The following is a 17,733-nucleotide window of genomic DNA, read 5'->3' on the forward strand; positions in this document are numbered from 1 at the left end:
TCATTTTTACAAGCAGGCATGATTATGCGCAGTACAGCCCGTCACGGTGAACCTCTTAATGCATTTTCTCATTTAGTCGAGCTACGACAACGGTTTTTTTATATTTTGCTCAGTGTATTGCTGGTATTTTTAGGGTTACTTTATTTTGCCAATGATATTTATGAATTTTTATCGGCACCGCTCATTACACACTTACCTGACACCAGCAGTATGATTGCCACAGAGGTGACCTCTCCACTATTGACCCCCATTAAGCTCACCTTCATCGTCGCACTCTTTGTGTGTGTGCCTGTCATTCTTTACCAGCTATGGGGGTTTATTGCACCTGGACTTTATCAAAATGAGCGCCAGCTTATTATGCCGCTGCTGGTATCAAGCTCATTGATGTTTTATGCGGGGATAGCCTTCGCCTATTTTTTGGTATTCCCAATCATTTTTGAGTTCTTAACCCATATCACTTTAGAAGGGGTTAAAGTCGCCACAGAAATTAGTCATTACTTAGATTTTGCGATGACATTATTTATGGCCTTTGGCATTGCGTTTGAAGTACCCATTGCCATTATTTTACTGTGCTGGTTAGGTGTTACCACTGCACAGCAGCTTCGTGCCTGCCGACCCCATGTCTTTGTATCAGCCTTTGTGGTGAGCATGTTGCTCACACCACCCGATATTATTTCGCAAAGCCTGCTGGCGATACCGATGTATTTACTGTTTGAAATTGGGTTATTTTGCAGTCGATATTATACGGGTGATAGACACTGACGTTCGGTATGAGAAAAACTTAGAGACGAGAGGTTGTCGAGGTAACCTTTATCAACAGCCTTGCGGCGTATGATGAGAATCAAGTTGGCAGTTGATCGTGTCATAAATAGCCTGATACGTACCGTCCTCCTTCATGGCCCGTAAAGCCAGTGTTAAATCAGGTACCAGTGGCGCGTGGCGTTTATGTAGATATAAATACGCAGGCAGTTTCATCAATGGGGGGATTAACGGCTTAATAGCAGTGTTTCCTTGTTGCTGTAGATAAAATAATGTGATCAAACGGCTATGTACCAATACATCCAGTCGGTCACGCTCGACCATCTGGACCAATGAGGATAAGTAGCCGGACTTATGAATATATTTAAAGTCACCTATTTGCTGATCGATAAGATGCCAGCCATTTAAATACCCAATGCGATACGGTTGTAATGACGACCAACCCTGCGGTGTCATATCCATTTTTTGACTAAATGCTGTCAGTTCCAACTCCCAGACGGCTTCAGGAACACGGATTAAGTTTGTAAAGTGGTGTTCTATGCCTTGAAAGCGTAATGCCTCACCATCTGACTCACCACGGTTGGCCATGTTGAGTCCCCTGGCTGAAAAAATCGGTTGGATGATAACTTGTTTACCCACCCGTCTAAAGGCTTCCTTGAGGAGCTTATCTAAAATCCCTTGGTGGTCTTCAGTGACATAGGGGGCGGTTTCTTGTTCTGAGGCCACAGTGAGCGTTAAGGTATTCGCGTATGCGCATGAGAGCATTAGCAAAAGGCAGACATACAGCGAGGTCTTCATGTAAGCCTCCCCTCCTCATTGAAGCCGCTCAGCACTCCATGGGTAGTATATCAAATGGTTAATCCAGTATACCCATAATACGTGCCCCAAAATGTCGTCTTTTCGCCCGTCGTGCTAACGTATGACGGCGCACTAAGCCCATTTTAGGATTACGAAACACCGAGGTTTCATAAGGCTTGGTTTGATGGTGGGTTTGCGTGTGTTTATGTTCTAACCCGTGCTTCACAAAATTATTATTTTTATTACCCATCGTCTCACCCTCCTCACCATACGATGTCATCGCTCGTTATTTAAAGTGTATGTAGCCCACCTGGGACTGTCAAAAGACACACTAATCGCAAGCCGCTGTCATTTCCTGGTTACTAAGTCAAAACAAAACACGCCGTTTCGCCTATGAGTGATGATGGACTACCTATACTTTTCACTAAGGGATCTAACAGAACGATTAACAGCACACGGTTTTTATTACCCCACTCACCCGTGAGAGAAAGATAGTTATTCACGACCTATGACTGACGCAAACCTTTGACCGTTTTCGTCAGTGAGCCATTTAATCAACCCCATAAGACATCGCCATGCGTGGCGGGGTGAAGATTTTTTTATGTTTAAAACCTGTGGCGAACGCAGCACCGCACCCTATTGACGCTCTGACTAAGGCACCACCATGAAAAAAATCAGTTCGCGTGAACGTGATGATGATATAAAAGCAATCGAACAGCGTGTCCAAAAGCAGTTAGGACAGATGATGCGGAGACCACAACGGAAAAGACCCCGTAAAATCAGACCACGCGCCCTGGGTTCACTTAAACGTGACGCCTTATTCAACCTGCTGGATAAAGCCAACCCTGAGCATCAGGCCCTGCGTGAACAAATCGCCCAATATGGTTTTACCAACACTGCCCAAGCCGCCTGTGCCCGTGCTTCTACCGAGGGCAAGGACAGCCTCAGCCATGAACTCAAAAAACAATGTGTTAAAGCCGCTCAGGTTACCGCTAATTTACGCCGCGATGTCTTGAACGCCACCGATCCGACCCAACGGCGCATTCAAGGGGCATTAAACAGTATTCCATCCTGGGCGCGAGCGGTGGTAAGAGAGGCCGGTAACCTGCATGCGATGCCCAATGCTATTCAAGCGGAAACCTCACCCGGCGGTTACCTGGCGCACCTCTATCAAATTGCGAATGCCAATGGCACCGATTATGACTACGGTATAGCCAGAGAAGAGGATGACATTTACCACATCGATAAACGTCGGCCGGATATCCTCCAAATACAGCTCAGCGAAGCCAACGCCAAAAAAGAAATCCCTACCATCCACATCGTCAATAATGTGCTAACCGCCTGTATTGAAAACAAAAAGACGGCAGAGCTTGAGCATGCTGACTTAGAAAATGTGTTTTTCCCACCCGCACTACCCTATGTCGCCGATATCGAAAACACCCAGCTCGCCATGCAATCACTGGGGGTTGAAAGCCTGAATGCACTGGATTTGAGGACTCAGCCCATTGCACGCCCTGAAAGCTTTAGTGATGCAAGCAAGTTCTACTATTTTATCAACAATGTGGCTGAGCCCCTGCAGCTGGGCACCATGAATACGGGTAATATCGGGGATGAGGTCGCGCTGTTAAAAGGTGAGCTTGACAGTGTCAACACATGGATGGATCTACTGGGGTATACAAGCGATACAGGGCCTGATGAGGGTAAAGTGCCTGTTGATGACTTTATCCATCGGATGGGCATGAGTAAGGATGAGTTGAATCTTTTGTATCGGCAGTATGAGGCGTTTGATGACCTAGGTGCTAGTTTACACTGGGAAAACTCACAGGAGTACCCTCATAACGTCAATGGCATGGAAATTAGTGGAGATGATCTGAGTGGATTTCTTAATTCATGCGACCAAGCTGTAATTAGTACATTCAATGGTGATAGTTATGTGAGCAAAATTACATTTCCACCAGCAAGCGATCACTCAACTAAATCCATTCAAGTAATAGTTCATGCAAGTATGGGTATAACCCTCAACGTAAATGGTACAGAAAAGTCTTATATTTACGGTTTGTTACATACTTACTATTCAACAGGAAGTAAGTGGGAAATCATAGAGGTACCTCCAGCCTTATTTGGCGCCACCCTATATACCAATGCAGACCAGTGGCTACATATCGATAATGGCACCCTCCAAATTTCTGACACAAAAGATGGGGGTAAAGGTGAACTAAGAGCACCTAGACACCGATCATTAAACTACCTACTTCGTCTTAGCCAAGGCACAGGCATCAGTCCAGTAGATCTTGATTGGATAGCGTCTTGTGAGGGCGCTGCTGAAGCTACTAGCTGTAATGCGGATAGCACTACAGAGCCCGTTAAAAAATTGACCGATGCAGGACTCAACCTTCTCGCTCACTTCATCCACTACCGTGACACCTGGGGACTGGATGCCAATACCTATGTGGGTCTGATCTATACCCTCAACCCTTATGGCTACTTTGTCCCCATTCCCACTCAGCCCGACAGCACAGAAGAGCCGGAAACGATCGTTTATAGCCAGCTTCGTACGCTATTTGGGGAAGAAGGTGCCAGGACAGTTAGAGAAGCCTGCCTTGACTCTGGCATTACCATTGGAACCGTTGATGACGATGATGAGCTTAAAGGTCTCCTCTGTGCTGGCTTGCAAATTTCTAAAGCGGAATGGGATGCTATTACGCCATTGCTTGAAAACTATAATAATGGGGACCTGATACTCGACGAAAAAGTCCTCAGCCAAATCGCTCGTATTCCCACCGTCTGCCAATTAATGGGTGGACTCTCAGTCCTCTACACGCTGGAACTGTGTGATGAACGATTCCAGTTAACCTCCGAAATTCTCTCTGCAACACCCATTACCGCGTTAAGTGGTATAAACAAGCTGATCTGGTTATGTCAGTGGATGAGTGATAATGGCTATAGCCCTGAGTCACTCAGTGAAACGTTAAGCAGTCCTACTGAACATGAAACCGATCCTCTGAATTATAAAGCAAATAAAACTTGGCTTCTGGCACTCAAAGACGCGATGGCAGGCAATAAAGTCACTGAAGAAACTTTTACGCGCTATGAAGATGTGTATCTTGACAATGGTGGAAGCAACAACTTACTGAACGAGTTTACTACTAATGGCATCATTGATAGCTATGGGCTGGTGATGTCTGAGGCCAAAGATGACGTTGAATCATTTGTCAATGGCACTCTTACATCAGGATGGAGTATATGGCCACCAGGTGACGATAATGGAGTGCAATATAAAGCCAACCTGACCAATACCGTGTGGAACGGTAAGCTCCAACAAGACCGCACCACCCTCAATAAGGTAGCCGAACTTAACACGAACGCCAGCCAAAGTGCCATTAAGCCGATGCTGCTTTGGCTGGGCTACCCTGAAACCAATATTTATGTGTTATCCCAAAAACTGTTAGCCTGGGATTATCCCAGTGTGAATGCCCCCCCCATCTCAGCAGAAAGAACCAGCTTATTGTGGGATCTGCGGAACCGCTTAACGTTTATTCAAAAGCATCAGCTACTGGGTGAAGACATTGGATTGCTGGTGTTGCAACTGAATCAACAAGATCCCACCAATAGCAATGACGAACGTTGGCTTTCTGCTGATTTAACGCTCTCAAGTGCGCTGGATTGGCCTACAATCTATGCACTGACCCTCTTTAAGCACCTACAAGTAGGCAGTGCCACTGCTGAAAGCTGGCTGGCGTACTTAGCGTTAGTGAATGCAAGTGATGGAGAGGCAGGCACCGAAAATATCAACGCATTTATTCTGGCGGGACTACTGGGCTGCCACCCCGATGATATTTTGACGTATTACAACGATTTAGATAACCAACAACTCCCCACCCATGCTGAGGCCATTGACCACATGGCACGCCGTATTGATATCGGCATTGAACTGGACCTCAGCGCCCAAGAAATGATTCCGTTACTGGAGTGTGCAACAGGCAGTATTGATCCAGTCAATAACCAAAATGCATGCGCCTCGGCGGAACTGGCCATTCAACGTCATGAAAGCAGTGACCCGGAACAACTGTATCAATCCGCATCATCCGAGCGCAAACGGGATGCTTTAGTTGCACTTTATATGAAAAACTTAGTGTGGATAGACAGTAGTCCGCTATTTGGAGTCGTCTTCGATAATGAAAGTCTGTACCGCTATCTGTTGCTAGATGTCAATGTCAGCAGCCAAGTGCCTACCAGTGTCATTGTTGAAGCCCATAGTTCCTTGCAGCTATATATCTATCGTGCTTTGTCCCATTTAGAAAGCCCTGTCGAGATTCACAATCCCATCGGACTTGAAACCAGTTGGCCCTATGACAAAGAGTATCGTATTTGGCAGGCCAACGAAGAACTCGCGATTTATCCCAGTAATTATATTGAGCCCGAAATGCGCAGTCAGTCATCCAGCGCCTACCGAAGTTTTATGTCGGGTATTCAAAGCTCATCGTTTGAAGATGAGGATATCGATCAACAGGTGTATAGCTATCTGGAAAGTTTACAGGAAGAGATTGAAGTTAAAGTCATTAGCTTTTGCAAAGAATATTATCAAGATGATCCGCGTATTACTTACCACTTTGTGAGTCAGTCAATTCATAACCCCGCGTATTATTACCGAAAAGTGGACATCAATACTGACACACTAAGTGAGCGCGAAGATTGGTTAACCAGTTTAACCTGGACCTTCTGGCAGTTATTGTCCATTCCTGCTGTGAATGAAATTGTGTCCAATATAGTAGTCGGTGTAACAGAGCACCAGCTTTACTTTATTTGGATGGAGTTACAACAAACCAGCTCAGAGCCTGATAATGAAACCTACGAATTTCAGCCGCTCTATGCCAAGGCTAATGCCGGATTAGAACTTAACTGTGCAAACTCATTTGAGTTTAATTTAGATGAATCTCACTTACAGGAGTTTCAGGGGCGTTCCAATAAACCGGAAAATGTGATTATCAGTCAAACAGTTAATGAAGTTGATAACTCACTGTTGGCTTCTTTTACCTTATCGAACAGTGTGATAGGGGCAAATATGGAATATGACCTGCGAGTTAACACATGCTGGAGTGAACTATCAGTAACTGAAGACAGTGGCGTTATTATACAGTTGAGCAAATATGACCTGAATTTGGAAGATGGTGAGTATTTTCATGCGTATGGGCCACGTTTAGAACACGGTAGTCATGTATTAAATAACAGTGCAGTGCAGACGAAAACGCAGAAAGTCATTAATACAACTCTTTCCTCTTCCTTTGCTTATGACTCATGCCATATTGACTGTATGTTATCTGTCAAAGTAGAACTTCTTCTAGATCATAATACAGGGAAGTGGTCTGTCATAGTTAAATCAAATACACACAATGACAACATTGTTTCAACCTATGAATCAGATAATTATTTTTTAAACGCTGAGACACCCTACCGAAGAGCTGATGAAAACACTTCCAGCAGGGGTTATTTACAAACCTCTTTTAATGTAAAGCTTGATAATGCTCAAATTACAAGCCCAAACTGGTGGTACATTGATCAACACCTGCCTGATTTTACTTTGCATTCTCATCCTGAAGTTATAAGTACCCCACTTATCAACAGCTCTTCAGCAAAACAGAGCCCTAAATTTTACCTCACACCAAGTAGCGATTGCAGTGTAACAGTTGACGTGCGAGTAACTTATCTTTTAGAAGATGCTTATTATTTGGAGGCTCTTGGTTTTACTGGTGAGTTCAAAGCTAACGATAATCCTACTACAGTCTCATTGGGAAGAATAACGTTTAACTTTACCTATCAAGGTGAAGATATTCCAGCTGAGCTTATTGCATACACTCATAGTAGCACCACCAATCTTGAATCTTATCTCTGCTTTCCTACTATAGCCAACTGCACAACGAGCTCGTTAGTCTCTGTTAACCATACTACAGCTCTCCAATCGGTCACCATGCAAGCTCCCTCACAGAATGGCTGTCAAAGTCTTTTCAATAAAACTAACCAACAACTACCGGAAGGTGATGTTAACGCATTTTGGGATGCACTCCTTGCAAAAGAAACAGCATTAGAGGTTACATATATAAACCAAGCGTTCCCTCCCAATGAGATCTTTGACTTTAATGGAGCCTATGGTCAGTATGGCTGGGAGCTGTTCTACCATATCCCGTCTATGATTGCTTCAGCGGCTACCGATAATCAACAGTATGAAGCCGCGATTAAGTGGTTTAAGCAGATATACAACCCTCAAGCAACAAGCGCTGGTGAAAAGTGGGGTGTATTGCCAATTCAAAATGCTTTTCAAACACAAAATGGTGAATATACAAACTATGGGTTTAATGACCCAGACCTGATTGCCTGCCAAAATCCGAGCTACTATGGCTATGCCACTATTCGTCAGTTTCTACAGATGATGATCCAGGCGGGGGATGACCAGTACAGTTTAGCCAGCCAGGAATCCTTGCAAAAAGCCAAGATGATTTATGTGGAAGCACAGGGTTTATTAGAGCTTGAAAGACCCGATGATGTTTTCAATATGGATCAAACCGTTTGGAGTAACCCCACACTCACTCAGGTACTCAATGGCGAAGTGGCCTTGCTTACCCCTGTTAACTATGAGTTGTATGCCTTGTCTGCCTCATTAAATGAGCGCATTAAGAATTTACGGGACTGGAAAGACATCAACGGCGAACCACTCAATGTGCCACTGTATGCGCCAAAGATCAATCCACGTGAATTACAAAAAGCTAATCAACAAGGTAATACTCAGTCAGATGAGCCAACTTCTCCTACTACACCGATCATCGATGCTCTTGAGTATCCGACTATCTCTGCCAAGGCAAAGGATACAGTGGATAGATTAATCCGGCTCAGTGATCGTATTGTGGGTGCTTATGATAAATTTGACTCTTACAACATTAAGCTGGCTTATCAGCTCGGAGTGACAACAGGGTATGAGGATGTTGATCGCGATGACCTTTATATTCCACCAGACTCATATGATGATCCGAACAAAGACCACCACAAACGTTCACCCCAATTTGTACAGAAATTAATGATCGAGCAAAGTGAGGCTCACGTGGTAGCCTCCAGAGCCCGACTAGCGGCAGTACTTACTGAGCTATCACTTGCCACAGCCTACTACCTAAAATGGGCTGTTAAAACCATAGGTATAGCAAACGACTTAGCGCAAACGATAAAAGACGCGAACACAGTTATTAATGAAATATTACCATCATCACTAGGTGTGGATAACACAGTAAAGGAAGAAGCAAGAAATAAAAAAACTAAAGCAGAGGCAGATCTAAAACTGTTACACTCGAAGTCACTCGCTAAAATACCTTCTACCATGATTGCAGGTTTGTCATGCGGAGGTATTGACCCAATCACCTCTGACGTCATTCAAGCAACAAATAAAAACACTAAAGCTGTTCACATAGTCAGTGAAGATTTATATAAACTCTTTAACTATATAAAGGGGGACGATGGTAAAAAGGCCTCCATTTTTATGGCTAAAAAATCATGTGAAATCACTGAGCTTTCATCTGAGGTACGTGCCGCAAAGCTCGAAAAAAAGATCAACGAAGCTACATTTAACATGGAAGTAGGCGCCTATGGTAGTGAGCTTGCCAATGAAGAAGCCATAAAAAATGCCACACTGAATGCATCTTATTATCAGGGATTTTTGAACGAACTGGTCCCTATATATGATGATATCGCGAGTAGTGCTTATGAAATGTGCGACATTGCTAAAACTGTGTATCAGAGTGCTACCTCACAATGCCCAACATATCCTAACATTCCCATTTATAACTCAAAGTACACCCTTGCAACTATGCTCTTATACCCCTATAAGCTGGAGCATTTTATGATTCATATGGATCTGGATTATCAAAATAATAAGCCAGATACCGTAATTAGAAATACTCTCCAACTTTCATTAGCGTCACAAACTAGCGATAAGGGTATTTCATTACTCGATAATTTACGTAAACAAGGCTGGTGTGAATTTACACTAGATCAAGATTTCTATGATGTATATATACCCCAACTACGAAGTAAGCGAATAGACGATATTAAAGTTACATTCCATGGAGTGAATGAAAACATGCAAATGGGTGCTTTATTAACCCAAACAGGGCACCAGGTCCATATGCATCGGAATACAAAAATGACACCTGTAAACAAAATGCTCCCAATCAGTGAAGTGGTAACTGATACACAACGATTAACATGGAGTGATGAGATGCCTATGCCATTTAAAAGAACGGGGGCGGTTTCCAGTTGGCGTCTCAGTATTCCTTGCTTGGATCAGCATAATGCTAAACGCACCAGAAAAAAAGCGACGCCCACGCAAGTGGCTTTTGCGAAAGAGATGCAAGACATGCTGGATAATCATTTAAAAGATGTCATGATTGAAGTGACTTACACGGCGATTCAAGGCTAATTTTTTGGTTTTAGGCGCTGCTTTTTTACGAATGCCAGCGCCGGTTGTTTTCTTTTTTCTTTGCAACTCCTTCTATTAGCTGACGTATTTGTACCATGAGTTTTATTTAAATAAATACAACATATGTCGTCTATTTATTATAGTTAATGGTCTTGGCCCTTTAACTATACACTCCATGTCGTGTACTTACTTGCGGCCTCACTCCCCGTTTTCGTGTATGACCGCGATGGGCTCGTAGTGCGCCGGCCTCACACCGATACTATATCACCCCTAAAAAAAGTTCCGATAACTTATATTATCGGAACTTTTTGTGATAAGTAAAAAGTGCTTAATGTTAGTAATTACTAACTTGATATCTCTTTAAAGTTAATGGATTTGAGTGTAATCAGTAGTCACATGCTATGTTTGTTGTATATCCACTTCAAAAGGAAAAGGTCAAATGGCAATTTACTATATTGCTTATGAGCTACATGATGGGGATTTAGATGACTACTGTTCTATTGATGAAAAGCTGGAGGATTTGGGTGCTCAAAAAATCATGCAGTTTATGTGGGTAATACAGATACCTGGTTCCCAGGTGAGCCTCTTTAATATCATTCGAAAGTATCTGTCAGACCAACAACATGACAAATTGGTGATAATTAAACCACGGGATATTTGCTTAAGCCAAGCGCTTCACTTTCTTCCTGGTCAAAGACCACCACAGGCTTCTCATGTCGCTGAAGCCTAAGATGGAAGTCTGGAAAGTACTGAAAGAGTGTTTTAGGGAGCTACTGTTTAGCCGAGCAGTTTGGGTGTATGTCCTGTTTTGGTTTTCTTTACTAGTTATCACCCAGCTGTTTCTAGCCTACTTAAAAATATAAGCAGATTATTATGTCATTGAGTGAGCAACACCGGTATGACCCATCCGTGCGATCACATACTCAAACAGTTGTTTAACGGATTCAAAAGCGTTATCACTTTGGTGGGAGTAAAAGCAGTACTTTGAATGTGTTAACTCTTCGTAATAAAACACTTTAAACTGATGCTTTAATTGATGTGTATTAAAGAAGCGTTTAATTGAAATAATAACATCTTCTAGCTCAACAATTATTTCTTTTGTATGGCATTCAAAATGCCAAATTAACTCACCCGTTATTGATTTTTGGTACACATCACTTATCAACCTAAATATATAAGGTGGGATCATAAAGTTAATTACCTAAATAGTATTTAGAATAAATATATTTTGTCACAACTGAAAGGATATCTTAAAGATTTAGAAAAAATACTCAATAATAAGTATAAATTAATTGGTTATATTGATCAGAAAAATGATGGTGAAACATTCTATATGTAAAATATGAATTTTCCTTAGAAAAAGAAAGTCACGTTTATAACGTTTCAAGGGGAGCGTCAGTGTGACTCATACAAGTTAGCACAAAGTTAAACAGTTGCTCAACGCTTTCGAAGGCTTCGTCATTTTGATGGCAGTAAAAACAATACCTTAAACTAGTAAGCTCTTTGTAATAAAAAACCGCAGTTTCGGATAATAAGTGCAATTGGCATTAGAGAAGCCAGCTGATAGAGTTTGCGCTTCTCCCGACCAAGAGATGAAGCACTGTGAACTACAATCAGCTGACTGAGCATGAACGATACCAGATTTATTCGCTTTTAAAAGCAGGATTAAATCAAAAAGAAATTGCTAAGAACTTGGAACGAAATCCATCAACCATCTCTCGTGAGTTGATGCGTAATAAAGGACTTCGAGGATATCGTCCCAAACAGGCACAGCAGCTGTCAGATGACAGACGATCATCAGCTTATAAAGCACGGAAAGTATCCGATGAAATACACGTCAAAATTGTAAAACTGATTCGCCAGGAGCTAAGTCCACAGCAAGTTGTAGGCTATTTAAAAAAACATGAAAACACCTCGTTACACCACGAGACGGTTTATCAACGAGTGTATGAAGATAAACAAGAAGGTGGTGATCTATATACGCACCTTAGAATCGTTCCAAAGCCCTATCGTAAGCGCTATGGCCATTATGACAAGCGAGGTAAGATAAAGAATCGCGTGAGTATTAACGATCGTCCTGATGTCGTTAATAGGCGCAATAGGATTGGTGATTGGGAAGGAGATACGATCATTGGCAAAGGTCACAAGGGCGCATTATTAACATTGGTTGAACGCAAAACGCTGTATACAGTGATAAGGCGCTTAACAGGCAAGCGTGCAGATCTTTTGGCCGAAGAGGCTGTGAAAGCGATGGCTGAAATGAAAGAGAAGGTAAAGACGATTACGTTTGATAATGGTCTTGAGTTTTCAGCCCACGAGTTGATTGGAGAGGGTTTGGAAGCAGATATTTACTTTGCTAATCCGTACGCATCCTGGGAACGTGGCACGAATGAAAATACGAATGGCTTGATACGACAGTATTTTCCAAAGGACACGGATTTTAATAAAGTGAGTGATGAAGATATTCAGTTTGTAATGGATCGTTTGAATGAACGCCCGAGGGCAACAAGGAATTTCAAATCACCGAATGAAATGTTTTTAGGGTGGCGAGTCGATTTACTCGCTAATTAAGAATTGCACTTATTAGTTGAAACCAAGAACCTTATATTGATATTTATGTTGATTTATATTTAAAAAACGTTTAATTGAAATAATAGTATCTTCAAACTCAACAGTTATTTTTTTGTATTACTATCAAAATGCCAGATCATCTCACCAGTGGTAGACTTTTGGTACACATTACGGATCAATCTAAAAATATAAGGTGGAATCATAAAGTTAATTATCCAGTAATAGTTTGAATAAATATGTTATGTAACAACTTAAATGAGATATTAAAGGGTGAAAGTTAATACTCAATAATGAGTATTAACGAATTGGTTATATAAACTATAATAGGTATATCTAACCATTCTATACAATATAAAAAACGGACTAAAAACTAAGATGGCAAGCAGAATAGACGTTAGTCAGGCTGTACAACAGTTAGCCGAACTCGCTTTAGGAGATAATGGGTTTAGTGCTGAAGCTGCCGCTCAGGTACTTTTGAGCTGCTGGCGGGGTTATGACTACCATATAAGTGCAGCAGACCTGTGTAATTTGGAAAATGACTACTTAGAAGCCGCGTTGATCGTGTTGAGAAGTCGTGCCCAAGACTGGTCTGAGCCACAGACAGTAATTGTTGATGGCGATGCTGTTTTTTCACTTCTTGCAAAAAAATGGAAGTACTTGAAAAATCGTGAGCGCTATACAGATTTGTATAGAAGTCAAGCAAAAGCAAATGGCGTGTAAATGTTGCCCTCCTAACTTAAGAATTATTCCTTGTCATTAACTTGCTGTTTATTTAATTAACTACAGTTGTATCCATTTTCTTAAAATTAACATATGCCTTATTTTGTTAGCGGCATTCAAGCTTTCATATCCTCTAATGCCCTTAGTGCGCCTTCCCCACCCCAGATTACTCAACCCCCTCGAAAAAACTTCCGATAACCGCTGTTATCGGCTATTTTGACGATTTTCGCGTAAGATGATATCACTTTTGGTATTACGTATTACTAAATCAAACAATTTGACTATGGGTAGCGCCTTAGTTTTATTTCATGACAATGACATCATAAGCAGTATAGATGGACTTATTAGTTAATGGGTATTAGGTGCAACAGGTTGCATATATTGATTTACTTAGCTTTGAAGCCAGGTGCAACCTATTGCACCTTATTGTACTTGAGGTTAGTCGTAGCCTAGAAGGCTACTAACATCATACACCTCTCCAGTGGTATAGGCTTGATAAAGATAATTGGCTACATGGTGAATACGAAGAGGCAAATACATAAAACAAAGCCATACTTCATTAATTGTCAGGCAGTATATAGGATCAGTTAATTTTAACTTTTGGAAAACATGGTTTACATCGTTTAAGAATGGTTCAAGCCATAAGTAAGAGTCATGGTATGAGAATGTAATGCTTTCATCATTTATGGCTAAGGTTAATTGATAACACTCTTCTCCATCACTTGAATCAAACCTTTTATCATTCAAGATTTTCCAACTTGTTTTGCTTGGTTCAATAAGAGAAAGTATTTTTTCCCATAAACTATAAAGCTGATATAGTTCAAGAGCGTTGTACTGAATAATACAACAATCAGGTACTAACATGTAAAGCATGCCACTTATACGGCCAGTATCAAATAAGGAACCATCTATATACTCTTCAACACCTACTTCATCCATGTATTGTTTTTGATTTTCTCTGTCTTCAATATATTCATACCTAGTGTCCAGGTATTTATTTAAAATGGACTCAGTGCTTAAATAGTCTGACTTGCTGCTTACTGGTACTCCATTTTGTTCAAGTAGCTCAATAATGATTTGTGTTTGCTGGACGACGTCTTTATCCCAAAAGTTAGAGAGGTACTGATCTAGCTCTTTTATTATCATGTCTGAATCCATTACTACTCCTTGAGTTCACACGACAACATCTGCCCTCCCCTACTTCACTTCAATTAATCAAAGCAATGTGGGTTATGGGTGCAACCTGTTGCATATAATACGTTGTCGCTTGATTAGAGTGTGAATTAATAGGATGAACTAGTGTTATATGACTGACGTATGCAACAGGTTGCACCTATTACATTGTGAGTGATACATACAAGTGACTTGACCATTTTATGATCATGTGCAACAGGTTGCACATAGAATGCTATAAGGTGCTAAGCTGCCTAGTATGATTATTGTTTAAGCAATAACTAAGGTAAGTGCAACAGGTTGCACCTGTTGATTTGAGTGGTATAGGGGGGCGTATGAAAGCAAAAATTATAGCTTTGGCTAATAAGAAGGGCGGGGTAGGGAAGTCGAGTACAGCAATTAACTTAAGTGTATCGCTTGCAAAATTAGGGTATAGGACATTAGTGCTTGATCTTGATGGGCAGGCCAACACTACATCATGTTTAGTGAATAACTTTCGTGAGCTGAAGTACACGATTATGGACTTATTCATGAATAGAAAGTTAGCAGCGGGAGAAGCTGTGGTTGCTGCTAACCCTGGTGGTGAGGTTATAGATAACTTATTTATTATTGGTGCACATTTACAACAACAGGATGCATATGATTTTGTAAATAATCGCGCTGGCCGAGACTCAATTCTAAAAAAACATCTTGCACCGTTAGTCGATCAGTTTGATTGTATATTGCTGGATAGTCCCCCAGATGTTGGCCCTGCTACTATTAATGCTTTGAATGCGGCGGATTTAGCACTGATTCCTATCGATGGTTCTTTTAGTCTGGATGGTGTTGCTGATATTTTGAATATTATCGAGGAAGTTGATAATAATCGGCTTGATTATCTTATCTTGTTTAATAAGTACGACCTAAGAAGCACAAGCATCAATACTAAAATGGCTGATTTAGTAAGTGAATATAATGTAGCAAGTACGAAAGTTCGCACAAGCAAACCTATTAACAATGCTCAAATGGATTATGTTCCCCTTACAATGCATAAGGGTGACAGATCTGCGGTAGAAGACTATGACAAGTTGGCTCAAGAGGTGATGGATGTTTAATCGTCGGTTGGGAGTAAAGCCAAAGCCTAAAGCGGTTCCTACTAGTACAGTTACAGAACAATCTAGCAGAGAGAGTACATATAAACGGCCCACCAAAGGTGTGAAGCTGACTAAAACGGAGTCTGAAAATCTTGAGAAACTAACAAAGTTGCTACGTGTTGAAACTGGTGAGAATGTTACAGATAACAAGACACTAAGAGCACTGACATATTTGGCTGATGACCCAAATGTTGTCGAAGCGCTTGCTGAAGTAATTAGAAAGCAGCTGTCATAATAGATGCAATAGGTTGCACCTAGAGAGGAGTCTAGCTATTTTCCTTTGGCTAGACAGATACCTCGGAAAGGGTTAAATTGATTAAAATAGTCAAATTGATCGATATGAGGTACATAATGGAAAGTTTGAATGCGAGCGAGGCGAAACGGGAATTCGGCGAGCTACTGATTAAAGCGCAGTATGAGCCAGTAGGAATTAATAAGAACGGTAAACCTGTTGCTGTAGTCATGTCTGCAGCTGAATATGAGGCGCTTGCAAGGCTTAAAGAGGAAAGCTTAAGAGCAGCTATCCATGAGGGTTTAAAGGACCTCGATGAAGGTAATGTAGTTGATGGTGAGTCAGTGATTGAGCGCTTGAAAAGTAAGGTGGTGTAGTGAGTAGTTTTAAGTTTACTGCAAAAGCCGAAGTTGATTTAGAAAGTATCGTTGACTACACAAGAGAGCAATGGGGACAGCAGCAAGTACATCAATATCTGGATGGGTTTATGGAGTTGTGTGGAGCACTTGCTGATAGGCCCTCACTAGGGCTAAGAAGGGATTCTCTAAGCTCTGGCCTACGCAGCTTTCCCTATGAAAGTCATATCTTATACTACCAGCCACAATCACATGGAATCACTGTGGTTAGAGTCCTTCATAAGCGCCGAGATCCTGTTAAGCATCTTTAACTATTAGGTGCAACCTATTGCACGTAAATGGATTTGCTTATACTGCATTGCTGCATCTGGAAATTCATCAGCTATATGCAACAGGTTGCACCCAAGTGGTTTGCTGTGATCTAGGCTGATAGCTGTTCATAACTGAGTAGGGCAGGGAGGAGTAGTTTATTTCTACTGCGCTGAGCTACTTCCACTACTGTAAGTTACTCTGGGTTGATAAGATTTAAAATAGTTATGTCTGAACCAAGTTATTAAACTTTGTAAATCGCTCATCATGGGATAATGCTTGATTTTCTTCCAGCTTACAAAACTGTCTAAATGCTAGGCTTTCATGACCATTACGATAGAGCTTTAGTACATTATTCTCAGTAGGCTTTAATACTTGTGTTTCGTGTCCTCTCGGCAAGCGTGCGAGTTAAAAAATTTGCTCTTACACACCTTCACCGAGGGGACACGGCCTTACAATGCTTTTCTTATTTAGGTTGCACCTATTGCACTTATTGAGATTTCTTGGTTGACCTATCTATCTTAGAATGGAAGCCCAAATAGGTTATCAGAGGAGCTGTTAGGCTCTCAGAGTGTAATTTGAGGCTGTGAGGTGTATTGGAGTGGGTATCATATAATGAGGGCTTAGAAAGGCTTGGGAGAGCCTGGAAATGGAAGGTAGGCAAATGGCAATTGGTTTTGTTGATCTTGGTATGAATTGGCAATGAAAAACAAGGGATTGGTACATGCTCATAGGTAAAATCATATACACCCCCAGAGTAATACAAAGGCTTGCACCCCCATAGTGGCGAGTTTATGAGTATTGCGTTGAAAGTAGTCACTTGTAGTTTAGAGTTAGCAGTTACCAAAAAAACACATCACATATTATCAGGATGATGGATTGATATAAGATCACCCCCACAGATAACTCCCCAAAGAAAGACACCATTAAATCAACATTAAAATAATTAATTCAAACAATAAATCAGATATTTGACTGAAAAATATAATCTCTCTAGCCAGAATAATTTATAGAATTAATTTAATTAATAAATCCCAAAGCACTTCAAAAAAACGACTAAAAATAAAATAAATAGCAGAATAAATAAATAAATTAATTAATTAAAAAATAAATAGGAAAATAAAATAAATAAAAATAATTAATTAAAAATAAAATAAATAAATTAAATGTCGATTGTTATAGGGGGTGGGGATACACGCATGGTTAACGCATACACCCATAGGC

At 41.1% G+C, this 17,733-nt stretch carries 13 protein-coding genes; 9 read left to right on the top strand and 4 right to left on the bottom strand.

Annotation, left to right across the window (positions count from 1 at the left end; translation table 11 throughout):
* Positions 1-24 precede the first annotated feature (24 nt).
* Positions 25-762: a twin-arginine translocase subunit TatC gene (gene tatC / locus KHS79_RS21710; RefSeq protein ID WP_212722083.1), complete on the top strand. Its 738-nt coding sequence runs from the start codon at positions 25-27 to the stop codon at positions 760-762.
* 51 nt (positions 763-813) lie between these two features.
* Here the strand turns inward: tatC and KHS79_RS21715 are convergent, their stop codons facing one another.
* Both KHS79_RS21715 and KHS79_RS21720 read right to left on the bottom strand, forming a co-directional pair.
* Positions 814-1,557, bottom strand: a complete 744-nt coding sequence (locus KHS79_RS21715; RefSeq protein ID WP_212722085.1) for a substrate-binding periplasmic protein — start codon at positions 1,555-1,557, stop codon at positions 814-816.
* Positions 1,558-1,615: 58 nt separating this feature from the next.
* Positions 1,616-1,807, bottom strand: coding sequence for a hypothetical protein (locus KHS79_RS21720; RefSeq protein WP_212722087.1), 192 nt, complete (start codon positions 1,805-1,807; stop codon positions 1,616-1,618).
* 414 nt (positions 1,808-2,221) lie between these two features.
* On the opposite strand from KHS79_RS21720, the gene KHS79_RS21725 reads away from it, so the two are divergent.
* On the top strand, positions 2,222-10,015 hold the full coding sequence (locus KHS79_RS21725) for a neuraminidase-like domain-containing protein (RefSeq protein WP_212722089.1): 7,794 nt from the start codon (positions 2,222-2,224) through the stop codon (positions 10,013-10,015).
* Positions 10,016-10,454: 439 nt separating this feature from the next.
* On the top strand, positions 10,455-10,745 hold the full coding sequence (locus KHS79_RS21730; RefSeq protein WP_212722092.1) for a hypothetical protein: 291 nt from the start codon (positions 10,455-10,457) through the stop codon (positions 10,743-10,745).
* A gap of 141 nt (positions 10,746-10,886) precedes the next feature.
* Here KHS79_RS21730 and KHS79_RS21735 read toward each other — a convergent pair whose 3' ends face one another.
* A complete protein-coding gene (locus tag KHS79_RS21735) occupies positions 10,887-11,168 on the bottom strand; it encodes a hypothetical protein (RefSeq protein ID WP_212722094.1) in 282 nt (93 codons plus the stop codon).
* Positions 11,169-11,617: 449 nt separating this feature from the next.
* Between KHS79_RS21735 and KHS79_RS21740 the strand changes: the two genes are divergently transcribed.
* A complete protein-coding gene (locus KHS79_RS21740) occupies positions 11,618-12,586 on the top strand; it encodes an IS30 family transposase (protein WP_212722096.1) in 969 nt (322 codons plus the stop codon).
* Positions 12,587-12,961: 375 nt separating this feature from the next.
* The gene (locus tag KHS79_RS21745; protein ID WP_212722098.1) at positions 12,962-13,306 is read left to right on the top strand and encodes a DUF7673 family protein; all 345 of its coding nucleotides are present in this window, start codon (positions 12,962-12,964) and stop codon (positions 13,304-13,306) included.
* Positions 13,307-13,744: 438 nt separating this feature from the next.
* Here KHS79_RS21745 and KHS79_RS21750 read toward each other — a convergent pair whose 3' ends face one another.
* Positions 13,745-14,464, bottom strand: a complete 720-nt coding sequence (locus KHS79_RS21750; protein WP_212722100.1) for a hypothetical protein — start codon at positions 14,462-14,464, stop codon at positions 13,745-13,747.
* A 350-nt stretch (positions 14,465-14,814) separates the two neighbouring features.
* Here KHS79_RS21750 and KHS79_RS21755 point away from each other — a divergent pair, with 350 nt between their 5' ends.
* The 4 genes from KHS79_RS21755 (at position 14,815) to KHS79_RS21770 (ending at position 16,511) form a co-directional block, all read left to right on the top strand.
* Complete coding sequence (locus KHS79_RS21755) at positions 14,815-15,573, top strand: ParA family protein (RefSeq protein WP_094789921.1); 759 nt, start codon at positions 14,815-14,817, stop codon at positions 15,571-15,573.
* Complete coding sequence (locus KHS79_RS21760) at positions 15,566-15,847, top strand: hypothetical protein (RefSeq protein WP_212722102.1); 282 nt, start codon at positions 15,566-15,568, stop codon at positions 15,845-15,847. The genes KHS79_RS21755 and KHS79_RS21760 overlap by 8 nt, the downstream gene beginning before the upstream one ends.
* A 116-nt stretch (positions 15,848-15,963) precedes the next feature.
* Positions 15,964-16,221, top strand: coding sequence for a type II toxin-antitoxin system Phd/YefM family antitoxin (locus KHS79_RS21765; protein WP_094789923.1), 258 nt, complete (start codon positions 15,964-15,966; stop codon positions 16,219-16,221).
* Positions 16,221-16,511, top strand: coding sequence for a type II toxin-antitoxin system RelE/ParE family toxin (locus KHS79_RS21770; RefSeq protein WP_094789924.1), 291 nt, complete (start codon positions 16,221-16,223; stop codon positions 16,509-16,511). The genes KHS79_RS21765 and KHS79_RS21770 overlap by 1 nt, the downstream gene beginning before the upstream one ends.
* Positions 16,512-17,733 lie beyond the last annotated feature (1,222 nt).

It is taken from the genome of Zooshikella ganghwensis, assembly GCF_018263875.1.
Taxonomy (GTDB): Bacteria; Pseudomonadota; Gammaproteobacteria; order Pseudomonadales; family Zooshikellaceae; genus Zooshikella; species Zooshikella ganghwensis.

Coding starts and splice junctions, on each gene's coding strand:
- tatC (WP_212722083.1), top strand. CDS start 25: ATGCGCAGTACAGCCCGTCACGGTGAACCTCTTAATGCATTTTCTCAT.
- KHS79_RS21715 (WP_212722085.1), bottom strand. CDS start 1,557: ATGAAGACCTCGCTGTATGTCTGCCTTTTGCTAATGCTCTCATGCGCA.
- KHS79_RS21720 (WP_212722087.1), bottom strand. CDS start 1,807: ATGGGTAATAAAAATAATAATTTTGTGAAGCACGGGTTAGAACATAAA.
- KHS79_RS21725 (WP_212722089.1), top strand. CDS start 2,222: ATGAAAAAAATCAGTTCGCGTGAACGTGATGATGATATAAAAGCAATC.
- KHS79_RS21730 (WP_212722092.1), top strand. CDS start 10,455: ATGGCAATTTACTATATTGCTTATGAGCTACATGATGGGGATTTAGAT.
- KHS79_RS21745 (WP_212722098.1), top strand. CDS start 12,962: ATGGCAAGCAGAATAGACGTTAGTCAGGCTGTACAACAGTTAGCCGAA.
- KHS79_RS21750 (WP_212722100.1), bottom strand. CDS start 14,464: ATGGATTCAGACATGATAATAAAAGAGCTAGATCAGTACCTCTCTAAC.
- KHS79_RS21755 (WP_094789921.1), top strand. CDS start 14,815: ATGAAAGCAAAAATTATAGCTTTGGCTAATAAGAAGGGCGGGGTAGGG.
- KHS79_RS21760 (WP_212722102.1), top strand. CDS start 15,566: ATGTTTAATCGTCGGTTGGGAGTAAAGCCAAAGCCTAAAGCGGTTCCT.
- KHS79_RS21765 (WP_094789923.1), top strand. CDS start 15,964: ATGGAAAGTTTGAATGCGAGCGAGGCGAAACGGGAATTCGGCGAGCTA.